Origin of the sequence: Catenulispora pinistramenti, from assembly GCF_018274385.1 — a bacterium.
In the GTDB taxonomy this organism is placed as follows: domain Bacteria; phylum Actinomycetota; class Actinomycetes; order Streptomycetales; family Catenulisporaceae; genus Catenulispora; species Catenulispora pinistramenti.
In genome coordinates this window covers 142,134-163,915 of record NZ_JAAFYZ010000002.1, presented here as the reverse complement: position 1 = coordinate 163,915, position 21,782 = coordinate 142,134, and the positions used below count along the sequence as shown (strand labels likewise).

At 66.1% G+C, this 21,782-nt stretch carries 24 protein-coding genes, 1 tRNA gene and 1 pseudogene; 19 read left to right on the top strand and 7 right to left on the bottom strand.

Annotated elements, in window-relative coordinates; all coding sequences use genetic code 11:
- The first annotated feature begins 51 nt into the window (after positions 1 to 51).
- The 5 genes from KGQ19_RS00920 (at position 52) to KGQ19_RS00900 (ending at position 3,947) form a co-directional block, all read left to right on the top strand.
- Positions 52 to 552, top strand: a complete 501-nt coding sequence (locus KGQ19_RS00920; RefSeq protein WP_212007081.1) for a hypothetical protein — start codon at positions 52 to 54, stop codon at positions 550 to 552.
- A 127-nt stretch (positions 553 to 679) separates the two neighbouring features.
- Positions 680 to 2,332, top strand: coding sequence for a succinic semialdehyde dehydrogenase (locus KGQ19_RS00915; protein WP_212007080.1), 1,653 nt, complete (start codon positions 680 to 682; stop codon positions 2,330 to 2,332).
- 191 nt (positions 2,333 to 2,523) lie between these two features.
- Positions 2,524 to 2,892: a WXG100 family type VII secretion target gene (locus KGQ19_RS00910; RefSeq protein ID WP_212007079.1), complete on the top strand. Its 369-nt coding sequence runs from the start codon at positions 2,524 to 2,526 to the stop codon at positions 2,890 to 2,892.
- Between the two features lie 13 nt (positions 2,893 to 2,905).
- Complete coding sequence (locus KGQ19_RS00905) at positions 2,906 to 3,202, top strand: WXG100 family type VII secretion target (RefSeq protein ID WP_194897623.1); 297 nt, start codon at positions 2,906 to 2,908, stop codon at positions 3,200 to 3,202.
- Between the two features lie 403 nt (positions 3,203 to 3,605).
- Positions 3,606 to 3,947 (top strand): chorismate mutase, encoded by a 342-nt coding sequence (locus tag KGQ19_RS00900; RefSeq protein ID WP_212007078.1) that lies wholly within the window; start codon positions 3,606 to 3,608, stop codon positions 3,945 to 3,947.
- 301 nt (positions 3,948 to 4,248) lie between these two features.
- Here KGQ19_RS00900 and KGQ19_RS00895 read toward each other — a convergent pair whose 3' ends face one another.
- Entirely contained in the window at positions 4,249 to 4,683 is a 435-nt protein-coding gene (locus KGQ19_RS00895) for a DUF6918 family protein (RefSeq protein WP_212007077.1), read from the bottom strand.
- Between the two features lie 274 nt (positions 4,684 to 4,957).
- On the opposite strand from KGQ19_RS00895, the gene KGQ19_RS00890 reads away from it, so the two are divergent.
- The 3 genes from KGQ19_RS00890 to KGQ19_RS00880 all read left to right on the top strand — a co-directional run bounded on the left by KGQ19_RS00890 (position 4,958) and on the right by KGQ19_RS00880 (position 6,316).
- Entirely contained in the window at positions 4,958 to 5,440 is a 483-nt protein-coding gene (locus tag KGQ19_RS00890) for a PaaI family thioesterase (RefSeq protein WP_230418027.1), read from the top strand.
- 86 nt (positions 5,441 to 5,526) lie between these two features.
- A tRNA-Arg gene (locus KGQ19_RS00885) sits at positions 5,527 to 5,598 on the top strand.
- 283 nt (positions 5,599 to 5,881) lie between these two features.
- On the top strand, positions 5,882 to 6,316 hold the full coding sequence (locus KGQ19_RS00880) for a hypothetical protein (RefSeq protein WP_212007075.1): 435 nt from the start codon (positions 5,882 to 5,884) through the stop codon (positions 6,314 to 6,316).
- 87 nt (positions 6,317 to 6,403) lie between these two features.
- On the opposite strand, the pseudogene KGQ19_RS52515 reads toward KGQ19_RS00880, so the two are convergent.
- The 4 genes and pseudogenes from KGQ19_RS52515 to KGQ19_RS00865 all read right to left on the bottom strand — a co-directional run.
- Positions 6,404 to 7,477 (bottom strand): annotated as a pseudogene (locus KGQ19_RS52515) (recombinase family protein); the annotation flags it as partial.
- Complete coding sequence (locus tag KGQ19_RS00870; RefSeq protein ID WP_212007074.1) at positions 7,429 to 7,656, bottom strand: hypothetical protein; 228 nt, start codon at positions 7,654 to 7,656, stop codon at positions 7,429 to 7,431. The gene KGQ19_RS00870 and the pseudogene KGQ19_RS52515, both read right to left, overlap by 49 nt.
- Positions 7,656 to 7,781: a hypothetical protein gene (locus tag KGQ19_RS50815; RefSeq protein ID WP_268907652.1), complete on the bottom strand. Its 126-nt coding sequence runs from the start codon at positions 7,779 to 7,781 to the stop codon at positions 7,656 to 7,658. The genes KGQ19_RS00870 and KGQ19_RS50815 overlap by 1 nt, the downstream gene beginning before the upstream one ends.
- Positions 7,778 to 8,620: a TRM11 family SAM-dependent methyltransferase gene (locus tag KGQ19_RS00865; protein WP_307856304.1), complete on the bottom strand. Its 843-nt coding sequence runs from the start codon at positions 8,618 to 8,620 to the stop codon at positions 7,778 to 7,780. Before KGQ19_RS00865 ends, KGQ19_RS50815 begins: the two co-directional genes overlap by 4 nt.
- Positions 8,621 to 9,222: 602 nt before the next feature.
- Between KGQ19_RS00865 and KGQ19_RS00860 the strand changes: the two genes are divergently transcribed.
- The 5 genes from KGQ19_RS00860 to KGQ19_RS00840 all read left to right on the top strand — a co-directional run bounded on the left by KGQ19_RS00860 (position 9,223) and on the right by KGQ19_RS00840 (position 12,762).
- On the top strand, positions 9,223 to 10,470 hold the full coding sequence (locus KGQ19_RS00860) for a helix-turn-helix domain-containing protein (RefSeq protein WP_212007073.1): 1,248 nt from the start codon (positions 9,223 to 9,225) through the stop codon (positions 10,468 to 10,470).
- 127 nt (positions 10,471 to 10,597) lie between these two features.
- Entirely contained in the window at positions 10,598 to 10,825 is a 228-nt protein-coding gene (locus tag KGQ19_RS00855) for a hypothetical protein (RefSeq protein ID WP_212007072.1), read from the top strand.
- Between the two features lie 7 nt (positions 10,826 to 10,832).
- A complete protein-coding gene (locus tag KGQ19_RS00850) occupies positions 10,833 to 11,594 on the top strand; it encodes a recombinase family protein (protein ID WP_212007071.1) in 762 nt (253 codons plus the stop codon).
- 5 nt (positions 11,595 to 11,599) lie between these two features.
- A complete protein-coding gene (locus KGQ19_RS00845; protein WP_212007070.1) occupies positions 11,600 to 12,181 on the top strand; it encodes an ATP-binding protein in 582 nt (193 codons plus the stop codon).
- Positions 12,169 to 12,762 carry a helix-turn-helix domain-containing protein gene (locus KGQ19_RS00840; protein ID WP_230418005.1) on the top strand — a complete coding sequence of 198 codons (594 nt, stop codon included), beginning with the start codon at positions 12,169 to 12,171 and terminating at the stop codon, positions 12,760 to 12,762. The genes KGQ19_RS00845 and KGQ19_RS00840 overlap by 13 nt, the downstream gene beginning before the upstream one ends.
- A 301-nt stretch (positions 12,763 to 13,063) precedes the next feature.
- Here KGQ19_RS00840 and KGQ19_RS00835 read toward each other — a convergent pair whose 3' ends face one another.
- The gene (locus tag KGQ19_RS00835) at positions 13,064 to 13,918 is read right to left on the bottom strand and encodes a class I SAM-dependent methyltransferase (RefSeq protein ID WP_212007069.1); all 855 of its coding nucleotides are present in this window, start codon (positions 13,916 to 13,918) and stop codon (positions 13,064 to 13,066) included.
- Positions 13,919 to 13,943: 25 nt separating this feature from the next.
- On the bottom strand, positions 13,944 to 15,032 hold the full coding sequence (locus KGQ19_RS00830; RefSeq protein WP_212007068.1) for a hypothetical protein: 1,089 nt from the start codon (positions 15,030 to 15,032) through the stop codon (positions 13,944 to 13,946).
- 477 nt (positions 15,033 to 15,509) lie between these two features.
- Here KGQ19_RS00830 and KGQ19_RS00825 point away from each other — a divergent pair, with 477 nt between their 5' ends.
- From KGQ19_RS00825 to KGQ19_RS00800, 6 genes are all read left to right on the top strand, one after another.
- Complete coding sequence (locus tag KGQ19_RS00825; RefSeq protein WP_212007067.1) at positions 15,510 to 16,301, top strand: sigma factor-like helix-turn-helix DNA-binding protein; 792 nt, start codon at positions 15,510 to 15,512, stop codon at positions 16,299 to 16,301.
- Between the two features lie 166 nt (positions 16,302 to 16,467).
- Positions 16,468 to 16,770: a pilin gene (locus KGQ19_RS00820; RefSeq protein ID WP_368862038.1), complete on the top strand. Its 303-nt coding sequence runs from the start codon at positions 16,468 to 16,470 to the stop codon at positions 16,768 to 16,770.
- 47 nt (positions 16,771 to 16,817) lie between these two features.
- Positions 16,818 to 17,141, top strand: a complete 324-nt coding sequence (locus KGQ19_RS00815) for a hypothetical protein (protein ID WP_212007066.1) — start codon at positions 16,818 to 16,820, stop codon at positions 17,139 to 17,141.
- 1 nt (position 17,142) lies between these two features.
- Positions 17,143 to 19,017: a TrbL/VirB6 family protein gene (locus tag KGQ19_RS00810; RefSeq protein WP_212007065.1), complete on the top strand. Its 1,875-nt coding sequence runs from the start codon at positions 17,143 to 17,145 to the stop codon at positions 19,015 to 19,017.
- The gene (locus KGQ19_RS00805; protein ID WP_212007064.1) at positions 19,014 to 19,922 is read left to right on the top strand and encodes a PrgI family protein; all 909 of its coding nucleotides are present in this window, start codon (positions 19,014 to 19,016) and stop codon (positions 19,920 to 19,922) included. The genes KGQ19_RS00810 and KGQ19_RS00805 overlap by 4 nt, the downstream gene beginning before the upstream one ends.
- Positions 19,919 to 21,760, top strand: coding sequence for a VirB4 family type IV secretion system protein (locus tag KGQ19_RS00800; protein ID WP_212007063.1), 1,842 nt, complete (start codon positions 19,919 to 19,921; stop codon positions 21,758 to 21,760). Before KGQ19_RS00805 ends, KGQ19_RS00800 begins: the two co-directional genes overlap by 4 nt.
- Positions 21,761 to 21,782 lie beyond the last annotated feature (22 nt).

Here is a 21,782-nt window from a genome sequence, read left to right as displayed (position 1 = left end):
AGTCGCTGCGTCCAACTGCCAGTGACAGTGTCGGCTAGGAGATGGAGCACAATGAAGCCCCTGGTGAAGACCGTGGCGACCACCGCCGTCGTGTTGACGGCGCTGGCCGGGTGCGCCTCCCGCAGCTCGGGAGGCTCCAGCGCATCGAATGCCGGCGCGGGCGGCAACACCGCCTCGTCGTCTACCCCTTCGTCCCCCGCGAGCCCGAGCAGTTCTGCCCCGAGCTCCGGCGGCGCCTCCAACCCCTCCAACCCTTCGGACCCCGGAACGGTGAAGTACGTCTCACCGCAAGGCGTCGTCCTGGAGAAGGACGGTGTCACCCTGGCCACGGAGGTGAACTGGGGCGGGTGCAACGACCAGCCGCAGCTCGTGGTGATGAGTCAGGACGCCTCCAAGGTCGTGGTCGAGCTGAAGACCGTTTCGCACTACCGGGTCGGGATGATGTGCCCGGACAACATGCGCAACGGTGAGGCGACCGTGAAGCTCGCCGCCCCCCTGGCCTCGCGCCAGGTGATCGACGGCGTCAAGAACGTGGCTCTCAGCGTCAGCTGAGGGTCCGGCCCCCCGAGCGTCGGGCCCCTTCCGTAGTGCCTGGGACAACGGAAGGGGCCCGACGCTCGTCTTCACACGTTGTTATCCATGGCTGACACCGGTGGGTTTTTCTGGGAAGCTCATCGCCATGACCGCCGACACCATCGACCCGGGCAACGGCATATCCGAGGACGCGCAGGACGTTTCGGGCGGGGCCGGACCCCAGCAGGCCACCCGCCTCGACAGCATCCACTCCCGGCTCTCCGCCGATCTGGTCGAGCGGCTTGTCGGCAAGGTGGCCATCCACGGGGCGGTGGGCGGCCGGACGCAGTCCTACAGCCCGCTCACCGGCGAACTCATCGCCGACTTCCCCGCCAGCGCCCCGCAGGACGTCCGCGCCGCCTTCGCCAAGGCCCGCGTCGCCCAGCAGGCGTGGGGTCAGACCCACCTGGCGCACCGGACCAAGGTCGCCCGCCGACTGCACGATCTGCTCCTGGAACGCTCCGATCAGCTCCTGGACATGGTCCAGATAGAGACCGGCAAGGCGCGCAAGCACGCTCTGGACGAGGTCCTGTCGGCCGCCGCCGCGACCCGCCACTATGCGTACGCCTCCCGCAGCTATATACGGAGCAAGCGCCGCCGCGGCGTACTGCCGGTCCTGACGAAGGTCACGGAGAACCGCATCCCCAAGGGCGTCGTCGGCATCATCACGCCGTGGAACTACCCGCTGGCGCTCGCGGTCTCCGACGTCATACCGGCGCTTATCGCGGGCAACGCAGTGGTGCACAAGCCGGATACCCAGACTGCGCTCACTGGGCTGCGGTTGCGCGAACTCGCCGTCCAGGCCGGGCTGCCGGAGGACCTGTGGCAGGTGGTCGTCGGCGACGGTCCGGTGGTCGGGCCCGCGGTCGTGGAGAACGCGGACTATGTAGCGTTCACCGGTTCCACTACTACGGGGCGTACTGTCGCGCAGGCTGCGGCGTCCCGGCTGATCGGCTGCTCGCTCGAACTCGGCGGCAAGAACGCCATGCTCGTGCTCGACGATGCGGATATAGAGAAGTCGGTGTCCGGTGCGCTGCGCGGCTGCTTCTCCTCTGCGGGGCAGCTCTGTATCTCTATAGAGCGTATATACGTTCACTACACCAAGTACGACGAGTTCCTGTCGCGCTTCCTTACGGAAGTCCGTGCGATGCGCCTGGGCTCCGGGCTCGACTACACCGCGGACATGGGTTCGCTGACCAACACCAAGCAGCTGGAAAACGTGACGCTGCATGTGGAGGACGCCAAGGCTAAGGGCGCAAAGGTCCTGTCCGGTGGCCGGCGCCGCGCGGAGATAGGGCCGCTCTTCTATGAGCCGACCGTGCTGGGGGACGTTAAGGACACCATGCGTGTCTATGGGGAGGAGACGTTCGGACCTGTGGTGTCCGTGTACTCCTTTAAGAACGAGGGCGAGGCAATAGCGGACGCCAACAACACGCCCTACGGTCTGAACGCCTCTATGTGGACCCGTGACCACAAGCGTGCCCGGGAGATCGCGCGCAAGCTGCATGCCGGCACCGTGAACGTCAACGAGGCGTACGCGGCGGCCTGGGGTTCGGTCGACTCGCCGATGGGCGGCATGGGGCAGTCCGGGGTCGGGCGGCGGCACGGTGCTGAGGGGATCCTGCGGTTCACCGAGGCGCAGACGGCGGCTCGTCAGCGACTGCTGCCGATCGCTCCCTGGTTCGGGATGTCCGAGGAGCGTTGGGGCTCGCTGATGCTGCGTTCGCTGAAGCTGCTCAAGACCTTGAGGATGAAGTAGCCGTTCCGCAAAACGGGTGACGCCGCGACCGTTTGGTTCCGATTGTCGGTGCCGGAGGTTACGGTGGAGGTCCGACGTCACCCAAGGTCACCGACCGCCTCCTCTGTGACGTCGACACAGCTTCACAGCTTCACCGCTTCACAGCTTCGTCGCAACGTCACCGCATCGCACCAGAGGGGATGGTGATCCGCATGACGGAACCCGCCTCGTCCGCGTTCGTCCCCGCGCCCGGCGGCCCGGCGCCTGCCGGGTCGGCCCAGTTCGGCGCCAGCCTGGACGTGATGGCGCAGGCCGCCGCGCACGTCGGCACGGTCAACGAGGAGATCGCCACGCTGCTGGCCACGTTGCTGGCCCAGCTGGAGCCGATCGCCTCGACTTGGAAGGGCGCCGCCTCCGGCGCGTTCCAGAACCTGCACCAGCGCTGGAACGCCGACGCCCGCAAACTCAACGCCGCGCTCGGCGGCATCGCCGAGTCCCTGTCCGGCACCCACCGCCGATACTCGGCGGCTGAGGAGTCGAACACCACGGCCGTCAACCGCGTCGCCGGTCTGATCGGCTGAGGGGAGGAGAGCGATGAGCTACGGAGGCGAACTGCTCGTCCACGCTGAAACGCTGTCCTCGGCGTCGCAGAACGTGGCAGCGGCGCACAACGAGCTGAACAGCAAGCTGCACGACCTGCGGACACTGCTGCAGCCGCTGACCCAGACGTGGAGCGGGCAGGCGGCGGCGGACTACCAGGACCGGCAGCGGCAGTGGGATCAGGCGCAGGCCGATCTGAACGAGGTGCTGCAGCAGATCGGGCGGGTGCTGGAAGTCGCTCAGCAGCAGTATGGGGATGCTGAGCGGGCGAATATCGACGTGTGGACATAGGCGATGGGGCCGGCGCGGCCGGGCCTGGGTGATTGGTGGTTGGTGGTTGCTGGTTGGCCGCCGGTAGTGGCCGACCGCCGTCCTGAACCATCCGGCCCGGATCATGAGACCGGCTGGACCGGGCCGTGGACGTCGTGGCACCATGACCTCATGCTCGCGAACCGCCGATTTTTTTATGGCTATGGACCTGGGTCCCTAGTCATCGTCGGCTGCTGAGCAGAACCAAGCCAACGAGCGCCTCGGACCCCTTCCGGTTCGGGGCGTTCGCCGTTGGTGCGGGGCGCTGGACCGTAGGGAGCCCGGGCCGAGCCCGAGGAGCCTCGCCATCATGACCGCCAGCGCCACCGCCGACTCCACGTCCGCCGAAACCGCACCCGGCTCTGCCTCGCCAGGGGAGCCTGTCGTGCCCGTATCTGTACCCGCGACATCTGTCGCGACCGCCGTATCCGCCGCGACTGCCGTATCTGTCGCATCTGCCGATACCGAGCAGGCGGGTCAGCCCACTCCGACCGGCGTCCTGACCGGCCGCGCCCGTATCGACGACCTGGACGCCCGTATCCTCGCGCTCATCACCGAGCGGGTCGGGACCGCGGTTGACATCCAGTCGGCCCGCATCGCCGAGGGCGGCCGCCGCCTGGACCTCAAGCGCGAGACCGAGATCATCACCCGCTACCGGGAGGCTCTGGGCCGCCCCGGCGTGACCATCGCGATGGCTGTCCTGGAGCTGTGCCGCGGCCGGGTCTGAGTCTTTACCGGCCCTTACCGGGCCGCCGCTGATCACCTGCCGACCGGCGCGTTCCCGAAACCCGGCGAACCTCGAGCCCGAGCCGTAACCGCCGGGTCACTCGGTCGTTGAACCGCTCGAATCACCGGTGCGGATCGCAGCGCCCGGCCGGCGCCCCACGCTCATGCGCCCGGCCGGTGCCGGCGATGTGGGACACCTCGCCGGTGCCAGTGGTGGACCGCAGGGGACAGCGGGCCGGCCACCAGGGAAAAGCGGCGGCTGCCCCGGGGACGCCCGGAGCAGCCGCCGCGGCACCGTCGGCTCAGACGGTGTACTTCTCGACGATCTTGCCCAGCTTCGGCAGCGCCTTCTCGATGTTGTCGACGCCCTTGGGCCGCACCTGCTCGTAAGCCTTGCGCAGCGTGGCCCGGTCGGACTGGGCGGCCCGCTCGTCCGTCACCCCCAGCAGCGCGTTCGACACCTCCGGCCCCCTCCCGGCCAGATAGTCGCCGAACGAACCGCCACCGGCGGAGACGAAGTCCTCGTGGAACGGCTCCAGCCGGGCCACGAAGTCGTCCACCAGGGTGTCCACGGCATCGTGGATGATGCCGGACTTGAACGCGGTGACGACCTTGTAGGCGCCCTTCACCATCAGCCCCGAGTCCTTGACCTGCTCGTCAACGAGCTGCACGCAGTCCTTCACGACCTGCGGGCGATTGGTCGGATTGAGGAGGCTCTCCTGCAGAGTCTGTCCCATTGTTTATGTCCTCGAACGCGGTAGAGGGACGACCGCAACGGACCGGACGCACGCCCGGGGCCCGACGTGCGGCCGAGTAGTGAGCGCTTAGGTTACCGTAACGCGACCGGCCGCCAAGCCCGGTTCCACGACCTCACACTCAGACGTCTGACACCCGCAAAACACATGTGCGGCCCCACCAGAACCCGCACCGGAAAACCCGACAACCACCCCACCACCCACCCAACGCCGCCCCTATCGTGAAACCGTGACCGACCACCACGCCTCACCCGCCCTGACACCGGCCCAAGCCACCGAAATCCTCCACGAGAACTTCGCCCCCTGGATCCAAACCCTCAACCTCGAAGTCGAGGAAACAACCCCCACCACCACAACCCTCCGCCTCCCCTGGAACCCCACCCTCGCCCGCGAAGGCGGCACCCTGTGCGGCCAAGCCCTCATGGCAGCAGCGGACACAGCGACCGTCCTAGCCATCAGCGCAGCCCGCGGCGCCTACTGCCCGATGACCACAGTGCAGCAGAACACGACATTCCAACGGCCGATCAAGGCGACGGACGTCTTGATCACCGCACGAGTCACCAAGCTGGGGCGAACACTGGCGTTCACCGACATCACGATGACGCCCGCACCGCCAGTGAACCGCGGCGAAGCGGAAGCCCGAGGCGCCGCGCAAGCGGAACCGGAGGCGCAACCAACGGAAGCAACCCTGCCCCCACCAGCCGCCCACGCCACAACCGTCTACGCGATCCTCGCCTAACCCGCCAGCCCCACCATGCTCACCGCACCCACCAAAACGGTGGCGCAACCCCCACCGCGAACCTGATATCGTTTCCTACGTCCCGAGCCCCCGTAGCTCAGGGGATAGAGCACCGCCCTCCGGAGGCGGGTGCGTAGGTTCGAATCCTACCGGGGGCACGCTGCAAACCCCCCGAAATGGGGGGTTTGCTGTTTCGCTGACCTGTACGTTCATCTGGTCATAGACCTGGAGGGCGGCGGTGGCTGTCTCGACGACGGCCGCGATAGTCTCGGCGCGCAATGTGACCTGGATGTCGATGGTCCGGTTGGGTCGGTCGTAGCGGATGTCCAGGCAGAACCGGTTGAAGATTTCCTGCTGTGACTCATCCGGGAGATCGGTAACGTCCATGTCGCCGATCGGCACGGCGTCCAACAGTTGCGGCTCCTCTCGACCTTCGCCCAAGTGTTCGATATCGGCGAGTTCTTCAGTGAGGGCCTTGCGCTCGGCCTTGATCTCGCTGACGCGGCGCTGCACGATTCGCAGGAACTCCGCGTCGACCTCTTCGGCGAGTTCGATGCTGCGGACAAGCTTCTCCTGACGCTTTTCCGCATCGACGATCTTCGCTCGGAGGGCGCGGGTGCGGTCGTGGGCCTCGGCGGCGGCCCGAGTGGCAGTGCTGACACGAGCATCGGAGACGAATTTGGTGCGGGCTGCGCCGAACACCCGGGTGCGGAAGAAGTCGTTGATGGTTGGGGTGAGCTTGTCCTCGCGGATGGACAGCGAGCGGGGGTGGCTCTCAGGCGTCGGCCCGCTTTTGGGGATGCAGGAGTAGTAGACGACGCCGTCTTTGAACTGGCCGCACATACGGCGTCCACACTCCATGCAGAAGATGTATGAGCGAAGTGGATAGATCCGGACCGGGCGTCCCAGCGCGGTATGCGCGCCGGCTCCGGTCCGGGACGTGCGCTTGTGCTTCGCGATGGCCTGGGCTTGCAAGAACTTCTCGACGCTGATGATGGCCTCGTGGGTGGGTTCCGGAGACCATACCCACTCCTCGATCGGGTTGAGCTTGCCCTTGTTGCTTTTCGTGGCGCGGCGGTTCCACACCATGTGGCCGGTGTATTTCGGGTTGAAGATGACCTCGCGGATGCTCGAGTAGGTCCAGGCGCCGACGGCGCGCGAAGGGTCCGGCGGGACCGGTGGCGGGTTGAGCACCAGGTCGCGGTTGAGCCGGTCGGCGATGACGGCGAAGGCGAGCCGGTCCACCACACGCATGTCGAAGATTCGCCGCACGACCGGGGCACGCACCGGGTCTGGGACTAGACGGTGCTTAGTGCGGCCCTCTTGGCGGCGGGCAGGTACGGGGTGCGGGATCTTGTCGGCGAGATAACCGTAGGGCGGCTGGCCGATGTTGAACCCTTGCTCGGTGTGCTGCTCGAAGCCGCCCCAGGACTTCTCCAGCATGTCCATGACGTACCACTCAGCTACGCCCTGCTTCACGCGGCGCGTCAGGGTCTGCGTCGCGCTCTTGCCCTTGCGTCCGCCGGTGAGCACGATCGGCTCGTCGGAGGCCAGCAGGCTGATTCCGGCCCGCTCCAGCCGGTGTTCGATCATGGTGCCGTAGTAGGTGCGGCGGGCGACGCGGTCGATCGACTCACAGATCACCGCATCGAACTCCGCTGTGCCGGACTCGGCCGCCTCCAGCAGGTCGGCGATGCCGCCGTCGCGGGGAACGGGGATGGAGAAGCGGGTATGTCCGGAGCCGCGGCCGCGTGCGGCGAGGTCTTTGCGGCCGGACTCGACGTCGTAGTAGTGGGCGACGATGACGGCGTGTTCGGGAAGGACGTTCTCGCAGGACCGGAGCTGCCGGGGGATGGAGATCGTCGGGTCTTGCTGGTCTTCGGTGGACGTACGCGCCAGGAATGCCACTCGCAGCGGCGCGGTCCGGGAAGACCGCGCCGCTGCTCCAGTGGCCCACACCAGCGCGCCAGACTCGGAGGCTGCGGCGTTCACTCCGTAGGGAGTGGCGCCTCCGAAAGCCGCTGGCGTGCTACCCATTGCAGTGCCTCCATGACCGCTTCTGCCTGGCGGCGGTGTAACTCGTCGCCGAGCTCCCCGGTCACGTATTCGATGTTGAACCTGATCTTCAGGTGATCAGCCTGGACCGGTAAACGATCACGATAGCTCGACTTTTGTGGAGATGGTTCGGGTTTGGAAGAGTTTGAGTTGTCGGACATCAGCTGGCCGCGTTGGTCCAGGTCGCGGGCTCGGGGAAGTCCAGGGCACGCCAGATCTCGACGAGCGCCAGGATGTCGAGCTCAACCTGATCCGGGGTCTCGGGCTCGTTCCTCTCGTCGTTCATGCCGCGATCCTTGTAACCCTCTGAGCCACGACTTCGGAGTTCGCCGGCTTGGTCAGGATGTGGACTTCCTCATGACGCGGGAGGTGCGCCGGAACATCGGCGGCGTTCACGAGATCGTCGTCGCGGACTTCGGACAACAGGGCCACATATCGGCCAAGCAGCTCGAACCCGGCATCGATCGCGGACTGCCAGGCCCGGCTCGGCAGGTCGCAGAACTTGCCGCCGCATTGTTTGGGCCGGCTGGTCATTGCCAGGTGGCCGCCGGGCTTGAGCAGCAGGTAGCAGCCTTCGAGGATCTCCCGGAAGCGGATGAAAGACTCGTCCGGGTTGCGGTGGGTGAGACTGCTGCCGTGGCCGCAGCGGACGTGCCTATGCAGCGAATCTTCGTAAGGCGGCGAGGTGAGCACGAGTGCCGCCTTACCTACCGTGTCAGACCCGACAAGGCGGACGATGTCGCGGGCGTCGCCCTGGACGACCACGGCATAGCCGGGCGCGCCCCGGTCGGTGGCGTGCTCGACATTGCGCCTGGCCAGGTCGGCCCAGCGCGGTTCGTACTCCACGCCGAGCGCCATCCGGTCGGCGTGGACCGCCTCGACCAGCGTTGTCCCGATGCCTGCCATCGGGTCGACGACAAGGTCACCGGGCTGGGTGTAGTGGGTGATGGCGTGTTCGGCGATCGCTGGCAGCATCTTGCCGGGGTGGGCCATGTACTCCGGTAGGTAGCGGCCTTTGCGCTGGGCTTTCGAGTCGGCCTGAGCGCACGGCCAGACCGAGACTGACAGCATCTCGCGACGGGGCTCAGGGGCGAATTCTGGGAATGGGGTCGGGGAGACGGCCACGCGGCGCTCCTTCGTCAGCGGTAGCACCCTCGGCTGGGTGCCTGTCTGTTGACAAAGGCAGCTGGCTCACGCTGGGCCGGGGTCTAGCGATGATCTTTGACCCTGCCGAACTCGCTGCAGGGTTTGCATCTACTTCCGTGATCGGTGAGATTGCAGAATCACTGTCGCGAGTACCCCGATCTTGACCCCAGCTCTGGCGGTGGCTGTCGATCGACCTGAGCGTGCAGGCCATCGATGGGTTTGACATCGATCAGATGATTACAGAGTTCGATCAGGCGGTAACAACCCTTACGTGGTCTGCAACGCGCACCTGATGGTGCGAGCCGCCGTTGGCGGCGACCTGCTGCCCTCTGGCGATCATGAGCCTGACGTGTTGTGCGAGGGCGTTCTGGAACCCACGGTCGGTGCCAAGCAAGTTGTGGGTGACTCGGTCGAGTGTCTCTCCGTCAACCCCGGACCACCTTGGACGGCTGTCGACCTCGACTGAAGTGTCGGTCTGCTGGTCTGTAGCGCCTAGCGGTTCGTGGATCAGCGCTTCACCCCCGCCCCACTCCGTCGGCGTAACCTGAATATGACCGCACCTGCGTAGCCGACAGGAAGCCGTGAAGACTGTGATCACCTGGGCAGAGCTGAGCACTGGGGAGCGCCTGAAGTTCCTGCGGGGCGAGGTGACACAGACCGAGCTGGCAGAGATGACTGGCTTGAGCGTGTGGACCATCCGCAATATCGAGCAGGACCGGCCAGGGCGGTCAGCGACCATTGCCACACTCATGAGCCTGGCACGAGCGCTCGGCACGGACGTTGCCGTGCTCACCGGGCAGCGCGCCCCGAACACCCGCGAGCGTGTTGACGACCGGCGGGCGTTGAGCGCCATCGACGACTGCCTGACCTCGCCCGACAACTTCCCGGACATTCCCGGATTCGGTCAGCTATTGCCGTCCGGCGAACCACTTGCTGTTGCTGACCTGCGAGCAAAAGTGGCGTTGGCTTGGTCGGACTACTGGGATGGCAACTACGCCGAGCTGGGGGCGGTCCTCCCTGCCCTCATCGCCGAGGCCAAGATCGCAACGGGCACTTACGGCGGTGAGCGGCAAGAACAATCATTCGCGATCCTCACTGAGCTGTATCAGATCGCCGCTGACGCTGCGGTGCAGCTCGGCAGCCAACGCATCGCCTTCGCGGCACTCAACCGGGCGTTTCCTGCGGCTAGGCAGGCGGGAGATGCGCTCCTCCTTTCCACCCTTGCCGCCACGCTCTCATGGGTCTACCTGCGGAAGGGCCGGGTGGACACCGCGGAGGAGGTGGCCCGGGCCGCGGCCGAGAGCATCGAGCCGAGTTTCGGACGCTCCAAGCGGCCGCAGTTGGCGGTCTGGGGCAACCTGGTGATCAGCGCGGCTGTCGCGGCGTCACGGTCCGGGAAGACGGCCAAGGCTGAGACCGCTCGCGAGTACCTGTCCATGGCTCACGCCGCAGCACACCGGATCGGGCAGGACACGAACTTCTACCAGACGACGTTCGGACCGACGCAGGCCCAAATTCAAGCGGTTGGCGTGGCTGTGGCCACGAGGGATGTTGGACGAGCGCTGGAGCTCGCCAAGCACCTGGAACTACCGGCATCGCTCCCGAAGGCTGCTCGCGCTCGCTACCTGCTCGACGTCGCTCATGCTCAGCTACTTGCTCGACAGGAGAGAGCAGCCACAAACACGCTGGTGAGTATCGACAGCTTTGCGCCGGATTGGATGCGGCACCAGTCGCTGGCGGTACATATCGTCGAGGACTTGTACGTTCACGAACGGCGGTCTAGCACCGTACGTCAGCTGGCGTCCAAAGTCGGTATCAAAGCCCAGTAGGACGCTCCGTCATACTCATCATGTCAGCCTGCTGCTACCGCTAGTACTGCCTGTACCTTCCTGACCTGCGCGTTTCTTCTTACGGTCGTCAGTGGAATCACTACCGACCGTAAGGAGATATGTGGTCATGAGTGACAGTCCGCAGTCGCGGCGTCGTACGTCGCTGTGGCGCTCCTTCATGCCCGACCTCGATCCTGAGCCCGCTGACACCATGGAGGCCCGGCGAGCTCAGGCCGACCAGACGCTGCTACGTCACGCGCCGCAGAGCCCGAACGGGCTGTGCGAATGCTGCCGGGAGCCCTGGCCATGTGAGGCGGCCGGCTTGGCTGCTCTCGTCTTGGAACTCCTGGGGTGAGGCGGTCATGAGTCGAACCGCAGTGGTGATCTACCTCTGGGCGCCGGACGAAGATACGGCAGCGGCAGCCTTTGCCGAACTATCCGCGCGCTGTGAGCGGTATGCCTACCGCTTCTGCTGGGACATCGTGGAGATCATCCGCGACGTGGGTGGAAGCAACGAGTACTTCGACCATCGGGCGCAGGTGAACGCCTGCGGTCGAACAGGGCTTGATCAGGTTCTTACGCTGCTCAAGGAGAAACGGGCCACGATTGTGCTGGTTCCGGATCTGCGGATGGTCGGCAGTACGGCTCTGATCTACACCGTGATCCGTGAGCATCTGGAGGAGCATGGCGGCTTCCTTCAGGTGGTGAGTGGCGCCGCACAAGGCACTGGGCTTTCTTCCATTGGACGGATCCCCAGCGTGACGAGCGAGAATGCGAACGACGCACCTGAGCTCGCCCCGGCTGATGAGGCTGAGCGGACCTTGCCCACGGCCGCCAAGGCCCGCATCCTCGCCCTGGTCGAAACTGCGGATCTCAGTGACGGTTTCGGAGCGTTGCTCCACATGGCCGCGGTCTTGGGCTCCGACTCCAAGACGCTGGTCCCGAAGACGGAGGAAGAGCGTTTTGCCTGGGCCGGGCACATGGACGGACTGCACGCTGCACTGATGTGCCTCGCCCGGCATGAGCAGCAGCAGGCCCCCGAAGTAGCTGCCCAGATCGTGGACTCGCTTATGGGTCAGGCCGAGGCCATCTTGCAGGAGTCCGCCGCTGGAAGGGAGGGCTGAACGCCATGAGCTACTGGGAAATGAGCTTCGATGGCTTGCCTGAACGGCTTTCGGATGTGCGGCAGTACGTCCTCAAGACCTTGGGCGACGTGCCGGGCGTGGATGACGTCGTGCTGGTCAGTTCAGAATTGGCGGCCAACGCCATCCGGCACAGCGTGAGCGGGGCCCCGGGTGGGAGCTTCACGCTGCACTTGGCGGAGTCCAGAGAGGCCTGGCACCTCCGTATTGATGACATGGGCGGCCCGAGCACTCCGAAGCCTGGACACCCAGATGACAACGACGAAGCCGGCCGGGGACTGCCCATGGTGACAGCGCTGGCCCGTGCCTGGGGCGTCGTTGGTGATCGGAACGGTCGAGCCGTGTGGGCTGAGGTGGCATTTCCGGCGGTGGATGCCGCAGCCAAGTCCCGTAAGGGCAACGTTGCGCGCGTCCGCGAGGAGCCTCTATACCGGGACGTGAGTCGTCGGGACGGAATAGGCATGACCGCCGCATCGGGTGGGTCGATGTGTGGGCCGAGATCCACTTCGACGGGGTCCGCCGTAGTCACTGAGTCCAAAAGCCTGAGCGCCGAGGTATGGAAACGCTGATGGCCTTGCACGTTGACGACGAGGCGGACATGTCCCTCGTGCGGATCGTCGGTGGGCTGCGGTCCGCACGCCTGGACGCGGGGCTTTCCCAGAATGCCCTGTCCTCCGGCTTGCCGGTTCGGGGCCGAGCGATCTCCGAGTGGGAGACCGGCCTCTCGGAACCGACCCTGGAACACCTGATGCAGTTGTGTCGTGAACTCGGCAGGTACCTGGTGGTCGTCGGTCCGGACGGCGCGGTGCGGAACGGACTGATAAGGCAGCACGCCCGAGATGCGTGGGGGATCTTCGAGCGGCGGCGGCTGGCAGTTCCGTTGCGGAACCGCCGCTTGGCTTTGGGACTGACGCAGAGGCAGCTCGGCCGGCTTGTCGGCGTCAGCAGGGACTCGATCCAACGGTGGGAACTCGTCCACGTCCCCCCGCGTCCGATTGCGCATATCGTCTGGGCCCAAAAGCTCGGCTGCCGCCTCGAGCTACGTCCCGTCGCGGTGGAGGGCTCTCCGGTCGAGGCAGACGGTCGGGGCCACGCTGAAGGACCCAACGCCGTGGTGCTCTCAAAGAGTTATGGGGGCAGTCCATCCTGAAGAGCCCTGGGCGGGCAGCGGATGTGTCCCAAAGCGCTGGGGAACACAGGGGCGTCAATGCCCGTTCGATGCGGACGGTCGGCGGGTGGTGACCTTAGAACGACCTTGAAGTGCAGGTCACGGCTCCGTGGTAGCCGAAGGCGAGCGGATGCGGACCATCGCTGCCCTGCCGTTCAGGCGCGCTATAAGGCTGGGACGCTGCGGCGAATCTGTTCTGCAGCCAGGTCCTAAAGAAGGAGAGCTCTCGCCAACCAGCCCTCGATTTCGGCGGCACCGGCGTGATCCGGTGGTGTGCCCCCGGTCAGACTTTGTTGACGGCGGTGTGGATCCCGTAGCGCCAGGCTTCCTTGTAACGGAACATCATGCGGGCGCTCATCGCGTTGACGACCTTGTATTCGAGCCCGGTGACTCGGCCGACCCAGAACGGGAACTTCCCGATCACGTAGAACGCAGAGGCCATCGGCATCATGTTCGCTGTGATGTCGACCGAGCTCTCGATGGCGAAGCCGGAGTCGGCGAGTACCTCGTCCAGCACGCCGTGGTAGAGCTCCAGCCACGCCGGCATAGCCGCCTCATCACAGACTCGGCGCATCGCGGCATTCGCCTCGGCGGAGACCTGCTCGTCGGGGGTGCGAGAGTATTCGAACATCACCAGCTTGCCACCGGGCTTCAGTACCCGGCCGAACTCCGCCAGGGCGGCCTTCGGGTTGGCAGAGTGGACGAAGGTCTCCATCGTGTAGAGACCATCGAACGAGTCATCGTCGAACGGCAGGTGGTGGTAGTCGCCGACCTGAAAATGGGTGGTCCGGGCCAGACCGGCCTTGGCCGAAAGGCGGTTCGCTTCAGCGATGTTGAAGTCGAGGATGTCGACGCCCGTGACGTCCAAGCCATGGCGGGCTGCCAGTGCGCGGGCGACATTGCCGATGCCGCAGCCAGCGTCCAGAACCTTCGCTCCGCGCGGAAGTGCGAGCTCGGAGGCAAGACGGTCTTCCATCTGTCGCATCGAGGTGCGAAGCGCCCAGCGGCTCTGTCCGGGTTCGTAGTACCCGAAGTGCTTGGTGCCACCGAGGATGAAGCGGTAGCCGATGCGTGATTCGCCGCGGTCGTAGTAGCGCCAGATCTTCTTGAGGTTGGCGTCTTCGGGAGCCTGGGACAACGGCCTACTCCATTCGGGGTCGATTTCACTGTAACAAGAACCCGACCACCGATCCGACGACAGCGGCGACGTACTGCACGACCAGCGCGGTTCCGTACGGCAGGCCGTCGGAGGCGGCAATTGCGGCATAGACCGACAGCATCGAAGACAACTGATCGTCGCTCTCGACCAGATCTGGCAGAGTCGCGGACTGATTCTCGGCCAGGAGAAGGCCGCGGTTGGCAGCCAGCGCGTCCAAAACGCGGATCCGGTAGCGACGGACGATGGCATAGAGCGAAAGCTGGGTGGCGACCCCCACCCACAGGCTCAAGACGAGTAGCCACAGGTAGAGATAGGGGAGGAACGCTCCGAACAGCGGGTGGTCCAGTGCTCCCGGCAGTGTGACCGCAAAAGCGGCCAAGGCCAGGAACACCGCCGGAAACGCGTACCCCTCCGACAGGGTCCGGATTCCGGAGGTGTGCGCTGGGTCGTTCCAGCGCAACCGTAGTTCCCGCGAGCTGCGCAGCCTGATGATCAGAACAGGTGGGACCACCAGCCAGTAGGACACGTTCACCAGCAACATCAGCGCCCAGGTGCTGTTCAGGAGCACCATTATTCCTGTGAGAGTGCCTAGCCACTTGGAATCGGAGGCGATGAATCCGATCCAGGGGATGGCGGCGGCCAGGATTGACGGTGGTGCCTGCCAGCGGTGTCGGACTGCCTCGGAGATCACCGCGACCAGGCTGTCTCGATTGGAACATGGATCCAGCAGCTCATCGAGGGTGTTGGCCTTCAACAGCGCGAACTTCCAAGACAGCACTGCCGCGGCGAACATCCCGCCGTTGATCGTTCCGATGAGAAGCAGTAGCCAGGCGTGGTCGGCATGGAACGAGTCGGTACCGCTTGTACCTAGCAGAAGAATCGAAATGATCGCCGGACCGTAGGACGGGCCGAGCCAACGTATCCAGGTCTGCCAGTGCCGGATCGCGACCTCGCTGACAGGGTGCCGGCCCCGTGGCAGCCAGACCGTGTAGACCTCTCGAAACCCCAGCTCCCAGGCCGTGGTGAACCCGCGCCAGGATGGTGTTGGCGGCGACGACGATGGTGTGCGTGTTCCTGGGATCTGGCTGGTCACGACTTCCCCCGGGCAGCTGAAACATCAAACCGGGCGGCTCGGCCTTCGGCCATGACGCTCGGTGTCGATCACAATCGCGCCGCGTAGAACGTATTGAAGTTTTGGTAGGTAAGTCAATGTTCTGCGTCGCTTCACGCCTATTCGGGAAGTTCCCATGTTTTGGGAAGTCGACCTGTGGGTGGGCTGTGTTGTTCCGGGGTACGCGGCAAGCGTCGCTGAGGGTGTCAGAGCCCTTTCGGTTTCGAGGGGCGAAGGCCTTAGAGCGACCTTGAAGGCCAGGTCATGGCACCTGCGACGCTAAGACTTCAAGCCATCGCTGCCATGTCCTTCTGCCGCGAGACACGCTGCATGAGAGCCCTGACTAAGGGGCGGTTCAGCCTTGGCTAAGGGCCAGCTCGGCTGACGGCGAGGAAGCACTAAGAACCCCCGACGACCTCGAAAGCAACACATCCACCCCGTTGCTTCCGGGAGTCCACCATGAGTACCAATACCTTTACGACCTATACCGCGACCCGCTCTTCCTCACCGACATCCTCGCCCTTCTACGCGGCCGAGTGCGCGTTCAATCGGCTGACCACTGGCCCCAACCCGCTCACCCTCGACGGCATGCAGCTTGGCGAGCCGTTCCCTGCCCAGCGCCTCATGCTGGATGCCGTCCGCGAGATCGTGCTGAAGCGGAGCAACCAGATCGCGCCGCGCGACGCGGTGTGGGTCGAACTCGTCCGCAACGTGCGTACCTACGGCGGAGACTGGACGATCGCGGCGGTCGGGATGGCGCTGCCCGCGCTGAAGTGGCTCGGTGGCGCGTACGCGATGAAATACGACGGCCACCCCGCGGACCTGGATGGGGAGATCCTGACCGGATTTCTGGAGCACCTGGTCGAGGTCGACATCGACCGGCCCGGCATCATGACCCGGCTGCGCTTTGCCGCCCTGCGCGCGGCACGGCGCGCGGTCGATCAGGAGATCGATTACACCCGGTCGGTTGCGGTGGCTGAGTCGATGGAGCCGTACCTGCCCTGGGGCCATGAAGACCTGCTCCTCGCCAAGGCACATCGCGAGGGGATTATCAGCGCTGCCGACGTGGACCTCATCGGCATGACCCGCCTGGAAGGGGTCGATCTGGCCGAGGCTGCCGAGATGCTCGGCGTCAGTCGGAACGCGGTCAAGATCCGCCGTCAGCGGGCTGAAGCGCGCCTGGTCGCGTGGCTGCAGGGGCGGCGCGTGCCATCGATGTCGGACATGGCGCAATCGCGGGCCCGTGCCTGAGCGGGGTCAAAACATCTCATCCGGAGTTCTCTAGACCCTGCTCAAGCGCAGCCCTCGGCCTTTGTGAGTGAGAAGAACCCCACACCACGTTCAGGAGGCCACCTTGAAAGCCGACTCCGCCCATCGCTGTCGGGCTGTGCTGTTGCTCGCGGCTTCGGCCGCCGCGTTGCTGTTCGTCTGCACCAAGGCAGACGCAGCGACGTTCCCGGTGCAGCCGCAAGTCCTGGCCGTGGCCACGATCGGGCAGGTCATCAGCAATGTGCGGACCTGGCTCGTCGGACTGCTTGCCAGTTTGGCGACCGTGTTCCTGACCATCGGCGGGGCCCGCTACCTGATGGCGGGCGGCGACCCGGCCGAGGTTGAGAAGGGCAAGACCGCAATGAAGTCTGCGGCCTTCGGCTACGCCCTGGCCGTGCTGGCCCCGGTGGTCGTCACGGTCCTGCAGCACCTCGTCGGAGCTGGCAGCTGACCTGCGCCGCTCGCCTGCATCCCCATCCAGTCCAAGGAGCTATGTCAGTGAACCGTTCGATCCGTCGCGCCCTGACTGCGGTCGCCGCAATGGCCAGCCTGGCCTTCACAGGTCTCACCGCCTCCGCCTGTGCGGCCCAGCCCACCGTGCACAAGACGAATGTCATCACGATTCCCACGCCGGACCAGATCTCCAGCGCCTACCACACCGATCAGTGCCCCTGGCTGCAACTCATGCTGACGAGCAGCGCCGCAGCGGCACCGAAGGCGTCGGTCGCCGAAGGTCGCGCCGTAAGAGGCCCCGTGGCTGCGGTCTACCGTGTGCTGATCTCGTCGCCCCTCTGCACCGAATACCCGATGGTCGGCAACTGACGTGAAGCCGATCGCGAGTCGCACCGGCCGGGCGGTCAGAGCGCTGACGGCCGCTACGGCCGGCGCGGCCGCAATCGTAGTGATCGTCGCGTGTCCGGCCAAGGCCGATCCAGGTCCGGCCCCGGCGCCGCCGGTGATCGTCACGACACCGGGCTCAACTCCGAGCCCGGTGACACCCGGCATCTACGGCCCGCTGGTCGGCGGCGGAACCATGGCTCCGCCGCCGCAGCCGACGGGCACCGACGTGCCGGCGAGTTCCGATCCCGGCTTCTTCGACATCCCCGGCCAGATCGAGAAAGCGATCAACACCTGGTTCGGGAATCTCGTGAAATCCGCTCTCGGACCTGTGCTCAAGCTCGTGAGCTCGGTGCTGCTGTCCTCGCCCGACGTGAGTGACGGCCGGATCGCCGAGGTGTGGACCGGAACGTTGGTCACCGCCAACACGCTCTACATCTTGTTCGTCCTGGTCGGTGGCGTCATCGTGATGGGTCACGAAACAGTGCAGTCGCGCTACAGCCTCAAGCAGATCGCACCACGCCTGGTCATCGGAGTCATCGCCTCGAACGCCTCGCTGTGGGCGATCGAACAGAGCGTCTCGCTCGGGAACGCGTTGTCGTCCGCCATCTTGGACCGGCCAGTATCGGCCGAGGGGATCGGCGCGCAGTTGACGTCGATGATCGTTGACAAGATCTTCTTGTCCGATGGCGTCGGGACGCTGTTCATGATTTTGCTCGGCGGCGCGGTGACGGTCCTCGGGTTGGTACTGCTGATTGCCTACCTGATCCGCGCGGCGATTCTGATCGTGCTGACGGCTGGTGCGCCACTGGCGTTCGCCTGCCACGCCCTGCCCCAGACTGAGGGCCTGGCGAAGCTGTGGTGGCGCGGTGTGTTCGCGTGCCTGGCCACGCAGTTCGGGCAGGCACTGGTCCTGATCACCTGCCTGCAGGTCCTCTTCGATCCCCACGCCGAGCTCATCATCGGCGTCCCGTCGGGCGGTGGGCTCATCGACCTCCTGCTGTGTCTCTGTTTGTTCTTCATCCTCATCAAGATCCCGATTTGGGCGACGCGGATCGCGCTGGGGCGGCAGCCCTTCGGCGGGACGATGGCCAGCGGACTGCTGCGGAACTTCCTTTACTACAAGGCGTTCACGGCGATGCGGGGCCGGTCCGGGCGCCGCCAGTCGCCGCCTCATCGACCACCGGGTGCCGCGTGGACGAACCGCTCGCGGCCGGGCCCTCCTGCTCCGGGAGGCGGTCCGGCTCCCATCGCCGGCCCCCGGCCAAGCGGAGGAGGCCCGGGCGGCGGGCCGCAAGGGCGGCCGGCAGCAGCCGCGACGCGGATCCGGCCGTCATCTCCACCTTCACCGACGCCACCGGGCCGCGCACCGATGAAGCCGCCTCCAACGTCAGCCGCACCCCCGCCTGGCAGGACCGCCAGGCCAGGTGCCCCGCATCGCGCGGTCGTAGCCGCGCCGCCATTTCGCGGCCAGCAGTACGGGCTGTTCCCACCGGTAGCCAGGCCGGTAAGACAGTCGGCCGAACCGTCCGTTGCCACGTTGACGTCACTGCGCTCGGGCTCCGGAGCCCGGGAGGCGTTGTTCCCGGAGCCGAGACCGCAACGGATGCAGGCGCCGCGAGCGGCCGCTCCCGTCCGCGCGGCGAGCGGTTCTGCTTCCACGCCCGCGCCGTTGGTCCCGGTGTTCCTGTCCGCGGCTGAGTACATCGACCCAGCGAAGAAGCGCGGACCGAGAGCACCGAAGGCGGCACCGCCCCACCTGCCGCGACCAGCAAGTGTTTCGGCGACGCGCTGGCCCGCGCCCCACCCGACAGTCCTGCCAGAACCTGTCGACTTTGGAAAGGACACAGACCCCTCATGACCGATGACGACCTGCACGGATACCGGACCGTCCGCATCCCCGGAAACATCGAGAAGGAGGACCAGATCATCGGATCGCTGACTATGCGCCAGGCGGCCGTCATCGGCGGCACCGCTGCCGTCCTCTGGTGCTTGTGGATGGTGGTTCGGGCCTGGGTTCCCACCTTATTGTTCCTCGCACCGGCCATGCTGGTGCTGTTCGCGGCGGGGCTGTCGGTGAGTGTGAACCGGGATGGCGTCAGCGTTGACCGGCTGTTGCTGGCCGGTCTGAAACAGGCCGTCTGCTCGCGTCGTCAGGTGCTGGCTCCCGAAGGCGTTCAGCAGCCGCCAGCCTTCATCACCGCCAAGACGCGCGGCGGAACGAAGCCGCCTGTGCCAATGGATCTCCGGGTGCGTGCGGTGACGGAATCCGGAACCATCCGGCTCGGCCCCGATGGCGTGAGTTCCCTTGCCGAAGCCTCGACGGTGAACTTCGCGCTCCGCACGCACTCCGAGCAAGAGGTGCTGATCGGCGGATTCGCGCGTTGGCTCAACACCCTGACCGGGCCGGTTCAGATCGTCTCCCGCACCACGCCGGCCGACCTCGGCCGCCAGGTGGAGCTGCTGCGCGAGCGGGCCGGGGGCTTGCCGCATCCGCTGCTGGAGCGGGCTGCCCTCGACCACGCGGACTTCCTGGCCGGTCTCGCAGCCCGACGCACGCTCATGGACCACAAAGTCCTGATCGCGACGCACGAATTGGATACGAAGGCCGAGCAGCGACTGCTGCGCCGAGCTCATGACACTGCCGCCGTACTCGCCGGATGCGAGTTGAACGTCACCGTCCTCGACCCAACCACCGCAACTGACGTGCTCGGCGCGGCGCTTGACCCCGACCGATCCACTACTGGGACGGGAGCAGCCCGATGAACAGCCTGGCTCAAACCGCGCTCGGCGTGCTGCCGCTTCGCGCACGCAAGCCCGGCATCCGCGAGAACGGCGTCGACATCGGGCTGAGCCCGACCAGCCTGGAAATCGGCACGAAGCGGCTCAGAATCGGCGAGACCTGCGCCGCCACCTTTGCCGTCACCGGGTATCCGGCCGAGGTCGCCGCCGGATGGCTGGAGCCGCTGCTGGCATTCCCCGCGCGGATCGACGTCTCAGTTCACATCGATCCAGTGCCTGCACCGGTTGCTGCTGACCGGCTCCGCAAGCAGCGTGCCCGTCTGGAATCCGGCCGGCGCGCGAGTGCCGAGAAGGGACGGCTGGACGATCCAGAGACCGAGGCCGCGGCCGAAGACGCCCGTGAGCTGGCCTATCGCGTGGCGTGCGGCGAGGGGAAGCTCTTCGCGGTCGGCATCTATCTATCGGTCTACGCCGATACCGATCAGGAACTCACGGATACGTGTGCGGCGGTGAAGTCGGTCGCCGACGGCATGCTGCTCCGTTTGGTCCCGGCGACCTTTCGCACGGTTCAAGGTTGGTGCTCCACCCTCCCGCTCGGCCTGGACGTGCTGAAGCTTCGCCGTACCTTTGACACCGACGCGTTGGCGACAGTTTTTCCGTTTACTTCGGCCGACCTGCCGTTGTCGCATAGCGGCGTCTCGGCCGGAAGCGCTCCGGGGCCAGTGCTGTACGGCGTGAACGCGTCGGGCTCGGGGCTGGTCGTGTGGGACCGGTGGGCCTGCGACAACCACAACTCCGTGGTCTTGGCTCGCTCGGGGGCGGGCAAGTCGTATTTCACCAAGCTCGACATCCTGCGCTCGCTGTATCAGGGGGTGCAGGTGCTCGTTGTCGATCCGGAGCAGGAGTACACGCGCCTGGCTGAGGCAGTCGGTGGAACTGTCGTGGAACTCGGCGCGCCGGCTGTCAGAGTCAACCCGCTGGATCTGCCGAAGAGCGCTTCCGGCAGCTCGGACGCGGTACGGCGTCGTGCGCTGTTCGTCCACTCGGTCGTCTCGGTGTTGCTCGGCGCCGAGCTGACCGGCGGCCAGCGCGCGTCACTGGACGCGGCGATCCTTGCTGCCTACGCCCAAGCCGGGATCACCGACGATCCTCGGACCCATGTACGCCGCGCCCCGACGCTGAAAGACGTCGTCGAACTGCTAGCGAACACCGAGAACGCGGAAGCGACTTCACTGGCCGAACGCCTCACCCCGCACACCACCGGCTCCTTCTCCGGCCTGTTCGACGGCCCGACGACCACGGCCACCGAGGGTCACCTCGTGGTGTTTGCCCTGCGGCAGCTCCCGGACGAACTGAAGGCGATCGGCACGTTGCTGACCCTGGACGCCATCTGGCGGCAGGTTTCCGACCCGGATCGCCGACAGCGCCGACTTGTGGTGGTCGACGAGGCCTGGCTTCTGATGAAGGAGCCAGCCGGGGCGCGGTTCCTGTTCCGCATGGCCAAGGCGGCCCGCAAACAGTGGGCTGGCCTCGCCGTCATCACCCAGGACGCCGCCGACCTGCTCGGCACCGATCTGGGGCGGGCCGTCGTCGCCAACGCCGCAACCCAGATCCTGCTGCGCCAGGCGCCGCAGGCGATCGACCAGGTGGCCGACGCGTTCCGTCTTTCCGCAGGCGAAAGGACCTATTTGCTGACCGCTACGCGGGGACAGGGCCTCATCGTTGCGGGCACGGCCAGAGCAGCCCTCACGGCCATTTCGTCCGATCAAGAGCATGTCCTTGCGACCTCGGATCCCGCTGAGCTCGAAGCACTCTCATCGCCGAACCCGAACGCCCACGATGAGGAGGAGTCGCCGTGGTAGTCCTCGCCGCTGATCCGTCGGC

Coding starts and splice junctions, on each gene's coding strand:
- KGQ19_RS00920 (WP_212007081.1), top strand. CDS start 52: ATGAAGCCCCTGGTGAAGACCGTGGCGACCACCGCCGTCGTGTTGACG.
- KGQ19_RS00915 (WP_212007080.1), top strand. CDS start 680: ATGACCGCCGACACCATCGACCCGGGCAACGGCATATCCGAGGACGCG.
- KGQ19_RS00910 (WP_212007079.1), top strand. CDS start 2,524: ATGACGGAACCCGCCTCGTCCGCGTTCGTCCCCGCGCCCGGCGGCCCG.
- KGQ19_RS00905 (WP_194897623.1), top strand. CDS start 2,906: ATGAGCTACGGAGGCGAACTGCTCGTCCACGCTGAAACGCTGTCCTCG.
- KGQ19_RS00895 (WP_212007077.1), bottom strand. CDS start 4,683: ATGGGACAGACTCTGCAGGAGAGCCTCCTCAATCCGACCAATCGCCCG.
- KGQ19_RS00870 (WP_212007074.1), bottom strand. CDS start 7,656: ATGTCCGACAACTCAAACTCTTCCAAACCCGAACCATCTCCACAAAAG.
- KGQ19_RS50815 (WP_268907652.1), bottom strand. CDS start 7,781: ATGAACGACGAGAGGAACGAGCCCGAGACCCCGGATCAGGTTGAGCTC.
- KGQ19_RS00855 (WP_212007072.1), top strand. CDS start 10,598: ATGAGTGACAGTCCGCAGTCGCGGCGTCGTACGTCGCTGTGGCGCTCC.
- KGQ19_RS00850 (WP_212007071.1), top strand. CDS start 10,833: ATGAGTCGAACCGCAGTGGTGATCTACCTCTGGGCGCCGGACGAAGAT.
- KGQ19_RS00845 (WP_212007070.1), top strand. CDS start 11,600: ATGAGCTACTGGGAAATGAGCTTCGATGGCTTGCCTGAACGGCTTTCG.
- KGQ19_RS00840 (WP_230418005.1), top strand. CDS start 12,169: ATGGAAACGCTGATGGCCTTGCACGTTGACGACGAGGCGGACATGTCC.
- KGQ19_RS00825 (WP_212007067.1), top strand. CDS start 15,510: ATGAGTACCAATACCTTTACGACCTATACCGCGACCCGCTCTTCCTCA.
- KGQ19_RS00805 (WP_212007064.1), top strand. CDS start 19,014: ATGACCGATGACGACCTGCACGGATACCGGACCGTCCGCATCCCCGGA.
- KGQ19_RS00800 (WP_212007063.1), top strand. CDS start 19,919: ATGAACAGCCTGGCTCAAACCGCGCTCGGCGTGCTGCCGCTTCGCGCA.